The organism is Polyangiaceae bacterium, from assembly GCA_016715885.1.
Taxonomy (GTDB): domain Bacteria; phylum Myxococcota_A; class Polyangia; order Polyangiales; family Polyangiaceae; genus Polyangium.
Genome location: JADJXL010000015.1, coordinates 602,706 through 617,817, shown reverse-complemented (window position 1 = coordinate 617,817; position 15,112 = coordinate 602,706). Strand labels below are relative to the sequence as shown.

At 61.0% G+C, this 15,112-nt stretch carries 11 protein-coding genes; 10 read left to right on the top strand and 1 reads right to left on the bottom strand.

Annotated elements, in window-relative coordinates; genetic code table 11:
- The first annotated feature begins 65 nt into the window (after positions 1–65).
- From IPM54_16135 to IPM54_16120, 4 genes are all read left to right on the top strand, one after another.
- Positions 66–1,553 carry a response regulator gene (locus tag IPM54_16135; GenBank protein ID MBK9261319.1) on the top strand — a complete coding sequence of 496 codons (1,488 nt, stop codon included), beginning with the start codon at positions 66–68 and terminating at the stop codon, positions 1,551–1,553.
- A gap of 196 nt (positions 1,554–1,749) precedes the next feature.
- The gene (locus IPM54_16130; protein ID MBK9261318.1) at positions 1,750–2,703 is read left to right on the top strand and encodes a hypothetical protein; all 954 of its coding nucleotides are present in this window, start codon (positions 1,750–1,752) and stop codon (positions 2,701–2,703) included.
- A 138-nt stretch (positions 2,704–2,841) separates the two neighbouring features.
- Positions 2,842–4,068, top strand: a complete 1,227-nt coding sequence (locus IPM54_16125) for a hypothetical protein (protein MBK9261317.1) — start codon at positions 2,842–2,844, stop codon at positions 4,066–4,068.
- A gap of 369 nt (positions 4,069–4,437) precedes the next feature.
- Positions 4,438–5,148 carry a hypothetical protein gene (locus tag IPM54_16120; GenBank protein ID MBK9261316.1) on the top strand — a complete coding sequence of 237 codons (711 nt, stop codon included), beginning with the start codon at positions 4,438–4,440 and terminating at the stop codon, positions 5,146–5,148.
- Here IPM54_16120 and IPM54_16115 read toward each other — a convergent pair.
- Positions 5,085–5,606, bottom strand: coding sequence for a hypothetical protein (locus IPM54_16115; GenBank protein ID MBK9261315.1), 522 nt, complete (start codon positions 5,604–5,606; stop codon positions 5,085–5,087). The two genes, IPM54_16120 and IPM54_16115, sit on opposite strands and share 64 nt — an antisense overlap.
- A gap of 352 nt (positions 5,607–5,958) precedes the next feature.
- On the opposite strand from IPM54_16115, the gene IPM54_16110 reads away from it, so the two are divergent.
- The 6 genes from IPM54_16110 (at position 5,959) to IPM54_16085 (ending at position 15,054) form a co-directional block, all read left to right on the top strand.
- The gene (locus tag IPM54_16110) at positions 5,959–7,350 is read left to right on the top strand and encodes a flippase (protein MBK9261314.1); all 1,392 of its coding nucleotides are present in this window, start codon (positions 5,959–5,961) and stop codon (positions 7,348–7,350) included.
- Positions 7,351–7,548: 198 nt separating this feature from the next.
- Positions 7,549–8,046 (top strand): cytidine deaminase, encoded by a 498-nt coding sequence (locus tag IPM54_16105; GenBank protein MBK9261313.1) that lies wholly within the window; start codon positions 7,549–7,551, stop codon positions 8,044–8,046.
- A gap of 63 nt (positions 8,047–8,109) precedes the next feature.
- Complete coding sequence (locus tag IPM54_16100) at positions 8,110–9,603, top strand: SWIM zinc finger family protein (protein MBK9261312.1); 1,494 nt, start codon at positions 8,110–8,112, stop codon at positions 9,601–9,603.
- Positions 9,604–9,615: 12 nt separating this feature from the next.
- A complete protein-coding gene (locus IPM54_16095) occupies positions 9,616–11,454 on the top strand; it encodes a HEAT repeat domain-containing protein (protein MBK9261311.1) in 1,839 nt (612 codons plus the stop codon).
- A gap of 39 nt (positions 11,455–11,493) precedes the next feature.
- Positions 11,494–12,621 carry an AAA family ATPase gene (locus IPM54_16090; GenBank protein ID MBK9261310.1) on the top strand — a complete coding sequence of 376 codons (1,128 nt, stop codon included), beginning with the start codon at positions 11,494–11,496 and terminating at the stop codon, positions 12,619–12,621.
- Positions 12,622–12,627: 6 nt separating this feature from the next.
- The gene (locus IPM54_16085; GenBank protein ID MBK9261309.1) at positions 12,628–15,054 is read left to right on the top strand and encodes a hypothetical protein; all 2,427 of its coding nucleotides are present in this window, start codon (positions 12,628–12,630) and stop codon (positions 15,052–15,054) included.
- Positions 15,055–15,112 lie beyond the last annotated feature (58 nt).

The window sequence follows — 15,112 nt, the reverse complement described above, 5'->3', positions numbered from 1 at the left end:
CAACCCCATGTACATTATTACCGTCCTAGTTTGACAAGCTGCATTACATCGTTAAGGATGCTCGGATGATTTCCGCCCACGCCACCGACGCGAGCAAAATGATTTGGATTGTCGACGACTCGCCCCTCGATGCCGAACGAGCTCGACGTGCTCTTGCCGATCGTTATGCCGTCAAGGTGTTTTGTGATGGAAGTGCGGCGCTCGAAGCGCTTGCCAACGAGGCCCCGCCCGATGTGCTCGTGCTCGACTGGGTCATGCCTGGTATGTCGGGAATCGACGTTTGTCACTTTCTCCGCAATAGCTCACCGGCGCTCTCCAATATCGGCATCCTGCTCCTCACGGCACGGCAACAAACCACCCAATTGGTCGAAGGCCTTGCCGCCGGCGCGAATGATTACGTAGCCAAGCCGTACGCCGACGAAGAGCTCCTCGCCCGCGTCGGCGCGCTCATCCGTTCCAGCGAATTGCTCAAGCGAACGGAGTCGGCCGAGGCGGCGGTGCGCCACCTTTTGTTGAATCTCCCCGATGCTCTGCTCGTGCTGAATCGCAATGGGCGTCTTCTGTGCGCCAACCCGGAAGCAACACGCGCCCTCGATCAGCCCCTCGATGAGCTGGTTGGGCTGCCCATTGATCAAATCTTGCCAGAAATCCCGCTCGAGCTCCTCACCGCTGCCAGCACTGGCGATCACGCGCTCCCCTTGCCGGACGTCACCATCGGACAGGAGATCTATGCGCCAACAGCGCGCTCCTTCCATTTGCATCACCTCAATGACCGTCACCATGGCGATGAAATCGTCGTCGTGCTTCGATGCGTGACGCACCGGCGGCGAGCCGAGGCTCGAAGGCTCGATTTTTATTCCATCATTGCGCACGACCTGCGCTCGCCGCTCCATGCGATGCTCATGCGGTCCGAGGTCATTCTGCGGGGTAAACGTGGCGAAATTCCTCCCAATGTCGCCCAGGATCTCCTCAAAATGCAATGCTCGATCCGCTCGCTCGTGGCCATGATCAATGACTTTTTGGACCTCGCGAGCCTCGAAGGCGGAGCCTACAAGCTCAAAACGGAGGAAATCGATCTCGTATCGCTCACGCTTGCCGCTGCCGATGACATTCGTCCATTGGCGCATGCCGGCGAGCTCACGCTCGAGGTCGCAAGTGACACGCGTCCCGTCATGGTCGCGGATCGCCGGCGTCTCATGCAGGTTTTGGGAAACCTCTTGTCGAACGCCATCAAGTTCACGCCGCGGCGCGGAGCGGTCACGGTGTCCTTTACCGAGACGGACGAGTTTGTCGAAGTGGGCGTGCAAGACACGGGGATTGGGATTGCCCCGGAGCATTTGACCGAGCTTTTTCAGCGTTATTGGCGTCCGAGCACCATGGGCGGCGTGCTCGGCACGGGCCTCGGGCTGATGATCGTCCGCGAGGTGGTCGAGGCGCATGGCGGCACGGTCGGGGTGGAGAGCACAATCGGCGAAGGGAGTCGGTTTTGGTTTCGATTGCCAAGACCGCGCAGGCGCGTCGAGGGTCGGCCGCTGCTACGAAAAGCGAGCTGAGGGTCGTGCGGGAAAAACCCGTGGATGTGCGCGTCATTGCCGCAACGAACCGGGACCTCGAAGTCGCGCTCCAAGTCACCCAAAAGCGGCGGCGCTGGGCCTCACCGCACGAGACGGCTGGGACAAACGACAAATTCCAAGCCATAGCCTGCGACAAACTTGACAAGCGTTTGTCGGAGTCGGTAAGAGTTTGCCCATGCCGAGCTTGGAACACGATGGCATCGTCGAGTTATTTCGGGACAATCCCGAGCTTGGGCCGCATATTCTCGCGCGGCTCTTCAATCTTCCATTGCCCGCGCACTCGCAAGTTCGCGTAGCAGACTCGTCCCTCGGGCAACTTCTTCCCATCGAATTTCGAGCGGACCTGGTGCTGGAGCTTCTGGACGAAAGCGGCAAGTGCGTCCTGGCCATCGTGCTCGAGTCGCAGCGCGACATTGCGCCGCGCAAACGTTTTTCCTGGCCCGTATACGTAATGGTCGCACGCGCCGAACGGGAGTGCGACGCAGTTTTGTTGGTGGTTGCGGTGGATGCCGAGGTTGCCGCGTGGGCAGCGCAGCCCATTGACTCGGGTTTGGAGAAGGGCTCGGTGAGTCCAATCGTGGTTGGGCCCGAGGTTTTACCGGAAATCACGGACGAACGGGCTGCCCGACAGGACATGGAGCTGGCCGTACTTTCAGCGATGGCGCACGGCAACGGGCCGCATGGGATCGCGGTCGTGTTGGCGGCGCTTCGAGCGCTGGGAGACCTCGACGCCGAGCATTCGGCAGTGTACTTTCACATCATCTGGAACATGTTACGGGAGCCGATGCAACGGGCTCTGGAGGCGTTGGTCGTGCAGAAACGAACGCGAGAAGAAATCAAGTTTCCCCCGTTCATCCAGGTACTCATCGACAAAGCCCTTCACGACGGCGAGCTCAAGGGCTTCCACGACGGCGAGCTCAAGGGCTTCCACGACGGCGAGCTCGAGGGTGAAGTCAAGGGTCAAGTCAAGGCCGTTCGTGAGAAAATCTTGCGTGGCGCGCAGCGTCGGGGTTTGGCCCTGTCCGCCGAACAAGAAGCGTTGATTCGCGGATGCGACGATCGTGCGTTGCTCGATCGCTGGTTCGACAACGTCTTCGATGCCCAGACGGCTGCCGACCTATTTCGGTAAAACGGTCGCCCCACCATCAGCCCATTCTCCACTTCTGCGCCTCTAGCTCGCTCGGCCGCCCTTCGAGCGGCCAGGCGCGCGGCGGCTGCACGCAGCGCCTCCCGACGCGATTGGTACGTCGATTGATGTTGGCCGCTCGTGAGCCCCATACGACCGCCCGCCAAACTCGGCCGAACGACCCCCGCCGCCGTGATCCTCGCCGCCGGACCCAACGGACTCGGCGCCGCGCGGAGCCTTGCACGCGCACGGATTCCCACGATCGCCGTCGCAATCGACCCAGCCGAGCCCATTCTTTGGTCGCGTCTCCCAGCCGAAACGCTGCTCATCGAGACCGATCTCGCCACCGACGACGCCCTCATGCGCTCGCTCGAGTCTCTCGGCGACGCGCGCCACGTGCTCCTTCCAACGTCCGACAAGTTCGTGTCGTTCGTCATGCGTAATGAGGCGACCCTGTCCCAATGGTTCGAGGTCTGCGTCCCGCCCCCACGCCTCGGCGAAGCGCTCATCGACAAAGCCGCCGAAACGAAGCTCATCGCCGACATCGGCCTCCCTCTGCCGAAGACGCTCGCGCCATTGCCCGACGACCCGCGCGATCTCGTGGACGCGCTCGGCCTGCCCATCCTCGTCAAGCCCACCTCGTTCCGAGCCAACCACGTCATCGGCAAAAACCGCCTGCTCCAAAGCGACGCGCACGTCGCCTCGCTCTACGAAGACACGCACGGCCAGCGCGCGCATTTTTTGGCGCAAGAGGTCATTCCCGGCCCCGACGACCATTTGTGGGTTTGCAATTGCACGTTCGACGCGCAGAGCGAGCTCGTCGCCGCATTCACCTTTCGACGGCTCAGGCTCTCGCCATCGCATTTCGGCGTTACGAGCTACGCGATCAGCGAACGCAACCTCGAGGTCGTGCAGCTCGTTCGGCGCCTTGGACGCGAGCTTCGCTATGTGGGCCCCGCCATGGTCGAGTTCAAGCGCGACCCTCGAGACGGCGTTTACAAATACATCGAGCTGAACCCGCGCCTCGGGATGTGCAATGCATTCGACTCGGCCTGCGGCGTGAACAACGCGCTCGCTGCATTTCACGTCGCCCGCGGCGAGGCGCCCCCAGCGCGCGCCATGGGCAGCCAGCGCGAAGGCGTTATCTATGCGTCGCTCTTCGACGACGTTTACCACAGGCTCAAGGATGGCGAGCGCGCCGCCGACGTATTGCGCGACTACGTCGCTGGCGCACGCAGGCCCCACGTTTTTGCGTACTTTGCGTGGCGCGATCCCGCCCCCGGCTTGGTCATGGGTTATCGAAACGCCCGGTCGCTCTCGCGGTCGGTCGCCCTGAGGGCCGGCGGATCGCCATCAAATCCGCCTTGATGCTGTTATCTTGACCCGCAAGTTTTCCACGCCGTAGCCTGCCTGCTGCGTCGATGCGCACGCCGTATCGGGGGAGGCAACTTGTGATGACGGGGTGGCTTCAGTTTCTCTGGGTCGCTTGGTCGCTGGTGGTGCGGCGGGCGGGTGGCGTGCGAAATACTCGAAGGAGCGTTTCGTCGACGACTTCGCCGATCTCTCTTCGGGATGAAGCGCTGCCTAAATCGGACCAGCCCAACGATCAGCGAGTCGGGCGTCCTCCCAGCACACTTCCGCACCCATCCCCAAGTTCCTCACCCTCACAAAAATACTTGCTTTTCATCCACAGCCGCATGACCATGGCCCCCGCCATCGCGCGGAAAGGAAGTTGCCATGGAATTGCCTGACGTCGATGCGGGCACCAGCGTTTACCTCAAACACACCGACCACTTCGCCGGCGCCGTCGAAGGTTGGTCCGATGCCGAAATCATCAGCCAAGAACAACGTCAAGCCATCGGGGAAGCCGGCAGCATCGTCGCCACCTCCGCCGCCTCATTGCAAGGCAGCCTCACGGCTCGCGAGGCTGCCGAACGCCAAGCGACCAAGCTGCGGGCGCGTTTCACCATTCGTGACATCATCCTCGACAAACGCATCATGGGCGCGAGCGATGCATTGCTGAATGGTCCCGCCATGCGCGATCGCGCGCATCCTGTCTATCGCACTGTATTCCAAGGTGGCACGGCAGGCGATATCACGGATATGCGAACGCGCGAAGAGCCCGAAGAAGCCGCGGACATGCGCGACCGGTTCGCCTCCGTGCCCGATTTCGACGGCAAAACGCGCGCCAAAATGGACCTCGACGAAGCCTTGAGCAAAAGTTTCAATGCGCGCGATGACCTCGACAATGCAGAATCCACCGAACGCAAAGCTGGTGATGCCGAATTGCAAGCGCGCCTTGCCGTTCGCGCGGCGATCGAAAAAGCCTACGGCATCCTCCGCGCCGCATTCCCTGGACAACGCAAGCTCGTCGAATCGTTCTTCTACCGCGCAGCAAGGCGCTCCAAGTCGCCAAAAGGCGGCGGCGCAGGACCCCAAACCCCGTAATCACCGCAAGAAATTGCATCCGGATGCGCCGGAACATGCCCGCCGGCAGCGGAGCATGCGTTCTGACATGCGCGGATCGCTAAACCGGCGTCCGCGGAGCGATCCGCGCATTTCCGGATCGGCGCCCTGCCCGCCCTGACGCGATTCCCGTGCGCCGGAACGGCTCCGCCGAATCCCGATCGGCCATCCGCGCACGTCCGGATCGCTGCTCGCCGAAGGGTCGGCGATATCCTGCAATGCGCGGATTCGCGCACCGCTCGAAGCGCGACCGTTCCGGAATGCGCGGATCGCGAAAGGGAAAGCCGCGGAGCCATTGCGGCATGCCCGAATGCGTTTTCCGAAAGGGGTGGTGGCGTTCCGTCGTCGTCGGGGTAGCCGTCGTCGATGAGCCACCTCGCCCGGCTCGCCTCTAGCCCGCTCGTCCGCCCTTCGAGCGGCCAGGCGCGCGGCGGCTGCACGCAGCGCTCCCATCCATCCTGCACGACGCATCCCCTGTGGCGATTCCGCGCCAGGATCCTCGCGCTGCGACGGACGACCCCGAACGAGCGAGCCTCGAACACGCGAAAACCGCGATTGGTACGTCGATTGATGCTAGCCGCTCGTGAGCCCCATACGACCGCCCGCCAAACTCGGCCGAACGCACTTCGCCTGGCGTGATCCCGCCCCTGGTATGGGCCCATCGCATCGAGACACCGTCGAGCGTCCTGCGTGAGCGGCGCGAGCTCCGACCAGGTGCACCCCGCATCGGGCGCGACGTCCGGCGCCAAGCCGACGACCGAGGGCCGACGAATTGCCATCAATTCCGCCCTGATGTTGACCAAGCAAGTCGTCATGGCCGTGCTTGGCATCGTCTTCGTCGGGTACCTCGCACGCACCGTCGGAGTTGCGCATTGGGGCGAGTTTCAGGCTTCCCTTGCCATCGTCAATGTCGTCACGATCGCCGCCGGGATCGGCGTGCGTGGCTACCTCGCGCGCGAAATCGTCCTCAACCCCGAGCTCGGACCGCGCCACCTCGGTTCGGCGCTCGCCATTCGCGGTATCACGGGCACCACGCTGCTTGCCGCCACCGTAATCGTCGGGCTCACGCGGTCTTCGGGCACGGCGTCGACGCTCTTGGTATTGGCAGCCATTGGCCAGCTCGCGACGCTGCTTTATGGCACCCTTTGGTTGAGCTTCGAGGCGCACGAGCGTTTTCAATACATCGTATATGCCGAGCTCGCCGCGCGGCTCTTCGTCATTGTTTTTGCAAGTGCGCTTTTATGGGCGGGGTATGGAGTCGTAGCAGCGGCGTTTGCATTCGCGCTGGGCAACATCATCGAGCTTGCCATGACCGTCGTATGGCTACGCGCGCGCCTCTATCTTCCGCGGTTCGAAGTGGGCATGGGCGGGCTGCTTCGCATTGCGTGGCTCAGCCTTCCGCTCGGCCTTTGCGGCGCCATGAGCGTGGCGCTCAGACAGGCGGACCACGTGGTCCTCCGCTGGTTGTGCAGCGAATCTGCCGTGGGCATTTACGCTGCGGCCCGTGTACTCACGGAAAACTTCGCAATGCTCCAGGACGTGCTCCTCACGTCCGCATTCGCGGCCGGGGTGCGCCAATTCAACCGCGACCCTGCGAAGTTCAAATTGCTATTCGAGCGCTGCATGTTGATATCGGTCTTGCTCGGGCTCCCGATTGCAGCGGGAGGGCTGCTCCTTGCGCCCGACATCATTCAGCTCGTGTATGGCGAACGATTTGCAGCATCGGCGGGTGTTCTGCGAGTGCTCATCTGCCAAGTGCCCATTGCATTTGCTTATCAGGTCGGCATTTTGCCGCTATTGGCGGCCAAGCGCGAGCTTGCCATGGCGAAGCTGCTCGGGTGCATGTTGGTCTCCAATTTGGTCCTCAATGCGCTCCTTGCGCCTCGTTTTGGTCCCTGGGGTTCGGCGTGGACGAGTCTCATCGTCTCCGCGTGTGCATTATTCGGGACGCTGTTCATGAACGCGCGTTGGCTCCGAGGGCTCGATTTTCGCGCATTCGGGGCCGTCGTTCTTTCCACGCTGGTCATGGCCCTTGCGGCCTCTATCGCGCGCGCCGCGAGCGGCATGTTCGTCGCGATCGTCGTGGGCGCGGTGGTGTATTCGATTTTGGTATTGGTGACGGGCGCCGTTCGATGGGGTGATGTGGTGGGGTTGGTTCGCGGAGAGAGGTTTCAGAAGCGCTAACTCGAAACGTTGACTCGGCCGGATTTGTCGCCGAGGCGCAAGTTTCAAATTCCAAGTGGCGCTTCTGGTAGCTATTGCAGAGACCATGCCCTTGCGCCCTTGCACCTTTGCGTTGAATTCTTTCCAAGCCGAGTGCGCTGGTTCGTCGTAGCGAAACTTCTTCCACTTGCCCCATCTTCGTGGTAGGAACGACCGCAGATGAAGCCGAAACACCTGCAAATCCGCATCGAACAGTGTCTTGCGCTCGCCAAGGCGTCCAATTGCCCGCGCCGCAAGTTCGGTGCACTCTTGCTCGATCCCGAACGCAACGTCATTCTCATGGACGGCTACAACGGCGGCCCTCGAGGCGGCGGCGAGCTTTGCGGCGGCCAGGTTTGCCTGCGCGATACGCTCGGCATCCAAAGCGGCACGCGCATGGAAATCGGTTGCCATCACGCGGAAATGAACGTCATTTGCAATGCCGCGGCGAGCGGCGTGGCCACCCGCGGCGCTTGGATCATCGTCACCGGCGAACCTTGCGTCCTTTGCGCCAAACTCATTCATCACGCGGGTATCACCAAAGTCATTGTGGTTACGGAAGGTTATGCCGGTGAAAATGGCATCGAATACCTGATGAAGCACGGAGTTCAGGTCGAAGCGACCGACGGCCCCAAAGATCCGCGCCTCGTCCCGTCAGGGTCCTCGCACATGCGCTGAAGTTCACTTATTGCAAAATTTGTTGTTCCGCCGAGCTCGACTTTTGGTATCCTCGCGGGCGCCATGGCGCTGACCGTCAACGAGCAATCGATCGCGGAGCTGTCACCCAACGATAAAGCAATGCTCGACGCGCGGGCTCTCGTGCGCAGCGGCGCGCTTCGAGACCTCGCCAAAAACGACGACGCAACGCTCGTCTTCGGCCTTTGCCAAGGCTCGGGCAGCACGCCGTACAGCGTTTCGATGGACCTCGCATCGGGCACGGACAAACCCACGCTGCGCTGCTCGTGCCCTTCGCGCCAGCGTCCGTGCAAACATGCGCTCGGACTGATGCTCGCGTTCGTGCAAAAAGGCGCGACGTTTGCCGTGGCCGCGCCGCCGCAAGACTTGCTCGAAAAGCGGGCGAAGCAGGCCGAAAAAGCCGAACCGAAAGCGCGCGCGGCGGCCGATGCTCCGCGGAACGTGAACAAGAGCGCGCTGGCGAAGAAGGCAAAAGAACAAGTCGACACGCTGGAGACGTTGGGCCATTTTCTCGTCGACCTCGTGGGCGCTGGCGTGGGTGGGATCACGCCCAAAATCATTGAAGAAATCGAACAGCAATCGAAGCGAATGGCCGATGCGAACATCACGGCCGCCGCGGGGATTTTGCGACGTTTGGCCGCATCGGTCGCCGAAAGCGCGGATGACGACGACGATGACGAGGACACGAAAAAGGCTGCGCGTGGGTTTTCGGCGGACAAAGAAGCGCGCGTCGCGTGGATGCTCACGCAGCTTCACGCGATCGTTCGTCGCGGAACGAAATTGCTCGATGGGCGGCTCGAATCGGAAGGCGTGAGCGTCGCGGAACGGGACGCTACGTACGAAGCGATTTTGGGGAGACGGTGGCAATTGCCCGATTTGAAGCAAGCCGGGTATTGGGTGACGAATCGACGGCTTCTGGAATTGTCGCATGAACGCGTGGACGACGATGTGACGGAATTCGCGACCGCCACGGGGTTTTTGATTGACCTCGAAGATGGCGCGATCGTTCGAGAATGGACGGCGCTGCCGTACAACACGTTGAAATTCCAGAAGCTACGCGTTTCGCGTCGAGGCACGCTGGTCATTTCGGAGGCGGCTCTTTATCCGGGCGAAATGGTGAATCGGCGGATTCGTTGGGACGAGAAGACCCCCGGCATCATCGAAGAACGATCGCGGGAACCTGCGGACTACGAAAAGCTGCACGGTCACGCGAAGAGCATCGATGCGGCGATCAAGGCGCTGCGCAATCAAATGAAAAACCCGGTCTACCCGCTGGATGCGGTGGTATTGATAGCTGCGGCGCGTTTCGGTACGATAGGTTCGGAATTGGTCGTGCAGGATGCAGCGGGCGATCGAATCGTGATGCGAGATGCGCCGGATGCGCGGCTTCCGGCGACCATTGCATTGCGCCAAGCCGCTGCGGCCCATGGTCCTGGATCGCTCGCGACGCGTCTCTATTTCGATTTGCCGTCGCGTTCCATTTATGGCGAACCCTTGGCGCTCGTCGTGGGCGACGAGCATTTGCGGCTTCGGGCCTGAAAGGACACGGTCATGGCCAAAGATACCCTGAAGCAGCTCGATCTCGACGTCGAAAAAATGTACTTCGCGGGCGCTCAAATAGCCCGGACGAACCCGGAGATCCTTGCCGCCAAAACGAAGCTCGCGCCCATTGCTGCAAAAATTCCGGCCATTCGCCGCGTGACGGAACAAATGGGGAAGCTGGAGCAAGCTGCGGGAAAAGCTGCTGCTGCAGAGCTTCTCGATCAGGGGTTGCTTTTGGCGCAAGTGCGTAGTGCGCAGGCTGCGCCCGCATTGCCGACGGAATCCGGCGAGCTCACAGCGCTTCCTCCGGCCGGTAAGATAGGCTCGCCGCTGCTTCCAAACGAATTGCAATCGCTCGTCGGGGCGCTCATGAATGCTCCCGAGAGCAGGTATCGGGCCGAAACGATTCACGAAGCATGCTTACGAGGTTCGGCGCGCGATTTGCGCATATTGCCTCTGTGCGTGCCCGCGCTGTCGGATTCGCACATTGCGGATGTCGTCGAAAAGAACCTCCTTCCGGCCATGGGCGAGGCCATCGTTCCCGAGCTGCGGCGCTGTCTCGACATCGAAAAAGGTCGCAGCCTCGACCAGCGCATGCTGCGCGCCATTGCGCAAATCGAAGGGCCCAAAGCCATTGACATTTTGCGCGAAGCCATCGAAAAGGGTAGCGCGGACATTCGAGCGGCGGCGATCGCTGAATTGGGTCGCATCGATCCGGTGCAAGCCGAGCCGGTGGCGACGGTGCTCGTCGAGAAAGATCGTTCGAAGGAAGTAAAGCTCGCTGCGATTCGCGCGCTCGCGAATGCGCCTGGGGACGCGGCGCTCGATACGCTCATTCACGCATTCGGAGGCTCGAATGAAATGCGTTCGGCAGCCGAATCGTCGCTCGCAGGCTCGAAGCACCCCCGAGCGACGGAGCGGATCATCGCGCTTTGGACGCCCGAGCTTCAGGAGCTGGGGCATTTCCGCATCAAAAAGGCCAATACCAAGGAAGAAAAGGACGAGGCAGCGAAGGCGCAGAAAGCGCACGCGGCGAAGGTCGATTACATGGTCGACCTCATTGATCTATTGGCGGCACGAAACACGGATCGCACGACGCAACTGGTCGTGGATGCATTTCGGTCGCACAAGATCAAAGAAGTGCGTGACACCGCGGCGCGAGCTCTTTTGCGACTCGGTTATCAGGAGGCTTGGCAAGAACTTTTGCCATCGCTTTACGACGCGCCCGAAGCCACGCAATACCAATTCATCGATGGCACGTTCGAGCTCGATATGGCGAAAGCGTACGACAGGCTCGCGCCTTTTTTCGAAACCAACGCATTGCTTGCCAAAAATGGTGTCGACTTCGCCACGCGCCTGTTCGCCCGCGTGGTTGCGGAATCGGCGCCAGAGGGCGGCCGCTTGGCTTCGCTTTTCGAGCGAGATTTACGTTGGGTCGATCTTGCGATTCGCTTGCTTCCAGCAGAGGCGTTGCGCGGAATTGCCCTGGCGCTGCTCCAACGCTCTCGTTCGCCGAAAGCATTGGAGCCCGCATTGTCGCTCTCCCGCGAGGGAATCGCTGCAGAGCATGCTCTGGCGCTCATCGAATTGCTCGGGTCCTACAGAGATCCTCGCATACTCCCAGCCTTCATTCGACTTTTGAGCTGCTTGAGCGGCGCTTGGCAATACGGCCGCGCATGCCACGTCTTTCACGAATACGACGACCCTGCGCTCGCACCGCTCTTGCGAAGCTGGCTCGACGATCGAAAATCGCGCAGAAAGATGTCCAAGACCGAAGTCGAGCCCTTCGAGAATTGTATGCGTTTTCTTGGACGAGATCGCAGTACTCCTCAGCCGGCGGACAACTGATTCGTCGTTTCTAATGACCCACCACCATCGAGAGTCGGCATGGCTACCAAAAAAGACGCGCAAAAACACGATGATTCCCCGGCAAGCAAGAGCGACGTTTTGCGCGAGCCGGCAGAACGGCTATTCGCGCATGAATTGGCCGCATTGGCAGCCGCGGACAAAGGCGAGCCGCCTCCGGGTTGGCGACTTTCGCCGAAATCCGTACTTACTTATATCCTCGGCGGCAAAGTGGGCGACGTCGTCATCACGCCCAAATACATCGGTTCGCCGCGCCTCGTCGAGATTGCCATTGCAACGCTCGCGACCGATCGCGCTCTGCTTTTGATTGGTGAACCGGGAACCGCAAAGAGCTGGCTCTCCGAGCATCTCGCGGCGGCCATTTGTGGCGATTCGCAATTGCTCGTGCAAGGCACGGCCGGCACGACGGAAGAGCAGATTCGGTACACGTGGAACTATGCGCTTTTGCTCGCGGAAGGACCGAGCCCCAAAGCGCTGGTGCCCTCGCCTATTTACCGAGCGCTCGATGGCGGTAAATTGGTCCGCTTCGAGGAAATTACGCGGTGCCCGTCGGAAGTCCAGGACGCGCTGATTACGCTGCTCAGTGAAAAAGTGCTCACGGTGCCCGAGCTGAGCCATCACGTGCAAGCGAAACGGGGATTCAACGTCATTGCGACGGCAAATACGCGCGATCGCGGCGTGAACGACATGAGCGCGGCGCTCAAACGCCGTTTCAATATCGTGATTTTGCCCGTGCCGACCGACATCGATACCGAAGTGGCCATCGTCGCGCGGCGCGTGCGTGAAATCGGGTCGAGCTTGCGATTGCCCGCGGCTCCTCCGGCGGATGAAGCCGTGCGTCGCGTGGTGCAGGTATTTCAAGAATTGCGCCGAGGACAAACCGCGGACGGCAAGCAAAAGCTCAAGAGCCCGTCGGGCGTGTTGTCGACGGCCGAAGCGATATCGGTGCTCGGCAATGGAATGGCGCTCGCTGGGCATTTCGGCACGGGGCGCGTGAGCGATCGTGACATTGCAGCAGGATTGCTCGGGGCCGTCATCAAAGAAGATTCGCGTGATGAGGCGGTGTTCGTCGAATATTTGGAAAACGTCATGAAAAAGCGCGGTGGTGATTGGGAAGCGCTTTACAAGGCGTGCAAGGAATTGGTCTGAGACGTCATGGCGGCGAAAAAGGGAAAACCGGCCGCCGCGGCAGCCGCTCCGGCCGCGACACCTGCCGCAGTGCCGGCCTCGGGGCCACTCGCGCACATCTTTGGCGTTCGCCATTTGTCGCCGATGGGGGCGTGGCATCTCGAGCGGTTTCTCGATAAGATCAATCCTACCGCGGTGCTCGTCGAAGGGCCGAGCGACGCGACGGACGAAGTCGCGTATTTCGCAGACAAGCGCACGAAACCGCCGGTAGCACTCCTCGCGTTTACCCAAAAACGCCCGGTGCGCTCGATATTGTATCCGCTTGCGACGTATTCGCCGGAATGGGTAGCTCTTCGCTGGGCGCTGCGAAAAGAACGCGTCGCTCGATTCATGGATCTGCCGTCCGAGGTTTTTCTTGGCCAGGGTTCGTCCGAGGACGAGGGATGCACGCACGAAGAAAGCGCTGAAGAAGCGGTCGAGGATGCGCCTGCCGAGGAGGAGACGGACACGCAACGGTATTTGGGCGATCCGTACACGGCCATTGCGGAGCTGTCCGGAGAAACGGATCACGACGCATGGTGGGAGCGGCATTTCGAGCATTCGACGGAGGTCGATTCGTACCGGCTGGCGATCTTCGAATTTGGTAAGCAATTGCGAGCGCTCCGATACGAAAGTCCCGCGCGGCTCGCACATACGCTCCTGCGCGAAGCGTACATGCGGCGCAAAATTCGACAAACCATCGCGGAGGGGCACGATCCCGACAAAATCGTCGTCGTTTGCGGAGCGTATCACGCGCCGGTGCTCACGGTCGAAGAGCCGGCGATGACGGATGACGAAGCATCGAAATTGCCACGCGTTGCGGTGACGCGCACGCTGATGCCATACAGTTATTTTCGCTTGAGCTCGCAATCTGGTTATGGTGCGGGCAACAAGGCGCCGGCGTATTTCCAGGCGCTGTACGACGAAGCGCAAAAGCACGGTTCCACGGCCGGAATTGGAAAGTGGTTTCTGACGGAATTGGCCGGTCGGCTTCGCAAAGCGGGCATGGTGCGGTCGACGGCAGACGTCATCGAAGCCGTGCGTCTGGCGAATGGAGTTGCTGCGCTTCGAGATTCGCATTCGCCGACGATGGGTGATTTCGAGAGCGCTGCGACGGCCTGTTTGGGACACGGTGATCCGGCCATCACGGGGCGATTTTTGCACGATATGGTGGTGGGCGACGCGGTGGGCAAAGTCCCACCGGGCGTATTGCGAACGTCGATACAGGATGATTTTCAAGCTTCCATAAAGGATCTGCGCCTCGAAGAATACCTGAAGGACAAGGAACAAACCATCAAAGGTGCTACGGGTAAGGATTGGCTCGATTTACGCGAGAATCGGCAGGTCAAATCGGCTGATTCCGCCTTCCGTGATCGGAATCGATCCATTTTCTTGCACCGCCTTGTCACGCTGGGTATCGGATTCGCAAGCGATAAAACCGCGGCTGAGGATCGCGCGCTGAGCACGTACAAGGAAGTTTGGTCTGCGCGGTGGACGCCGGAATGCGAAATCAACTTGGTGGACAATGCCTTGCTCGGGGACACCATCGAGCTTGCGGCCGCTCGAAAGCTCGGCGATTCATTGACGGAATGCTCGGACATCCTCAATGCGGCACGGCTCGTCAAAAATGCGGTGCTTTGCGATTTGCACGACGCGACGAATACTGCGTTTTCGCGCGTGCAGGCGCTGGCCGTGACGGACGGTGATTTCGTTGCGCTCGCGACCGCGGCGCTCGAGCTATCGCATTTGGCAGCGTATCGTGACGTCCGTAAATTCGACACGACGCCGCTCGAACCGCTCGTGGCGCAGCTCTTTTTGCGCGGCCTGCTCCTCGCGCCCGAGGCTGCTCGATGCAATGAAGATGCAGCTCGCAAGGTAGGCGAAGCGCTCACGTCGTTGCATCACGTGGCGCATGTATTCCAGGACAAACTCGACGAAGAGCGGTTCGTCCGGACGCTCGATGCCATTGCCGACGATCCCTTCGCAGCGCCGCATGTGGCCGGCGTTGCGTGCGCCATTTTGCTCGAACGCGGCCAATTGCCCGATGCGATCCTCGATCAACGCGTTTCCCGGCGTCTTTCCCCGGGGGTGAGTCCCACCGAAGGTGCCGGCTTTTTCGAGGGGCTCGCAACGCGCAATCGTTATGCGCTGCTCGCACGGAAATCGCTTTGGGCTGCCATGAATGCATTCATCGAAGCGCTCGACGACGAAGCTTTCAAACGAGCCGTCGTGGCATTGCGGCGGGCTTTTGGAAGTTTCGAGACGAGCGAAGCGCGGCGTATTGCAAGCGTGCTGGCCGAAGTCTGGGGCGGCGGGGAAAAGGAGCTCGTGCAAGCGGTCGAAACGAAATTGGACGACACGGAGATCGAATCCCTCCAGACAGACTTCGAAGGACTTGGCGATTTGGATTTTTGATATGGCCAAGAAAAACCCCGCAACAAAAACTGCTGCTCCCGCCCCTGCCCCAGCGCCC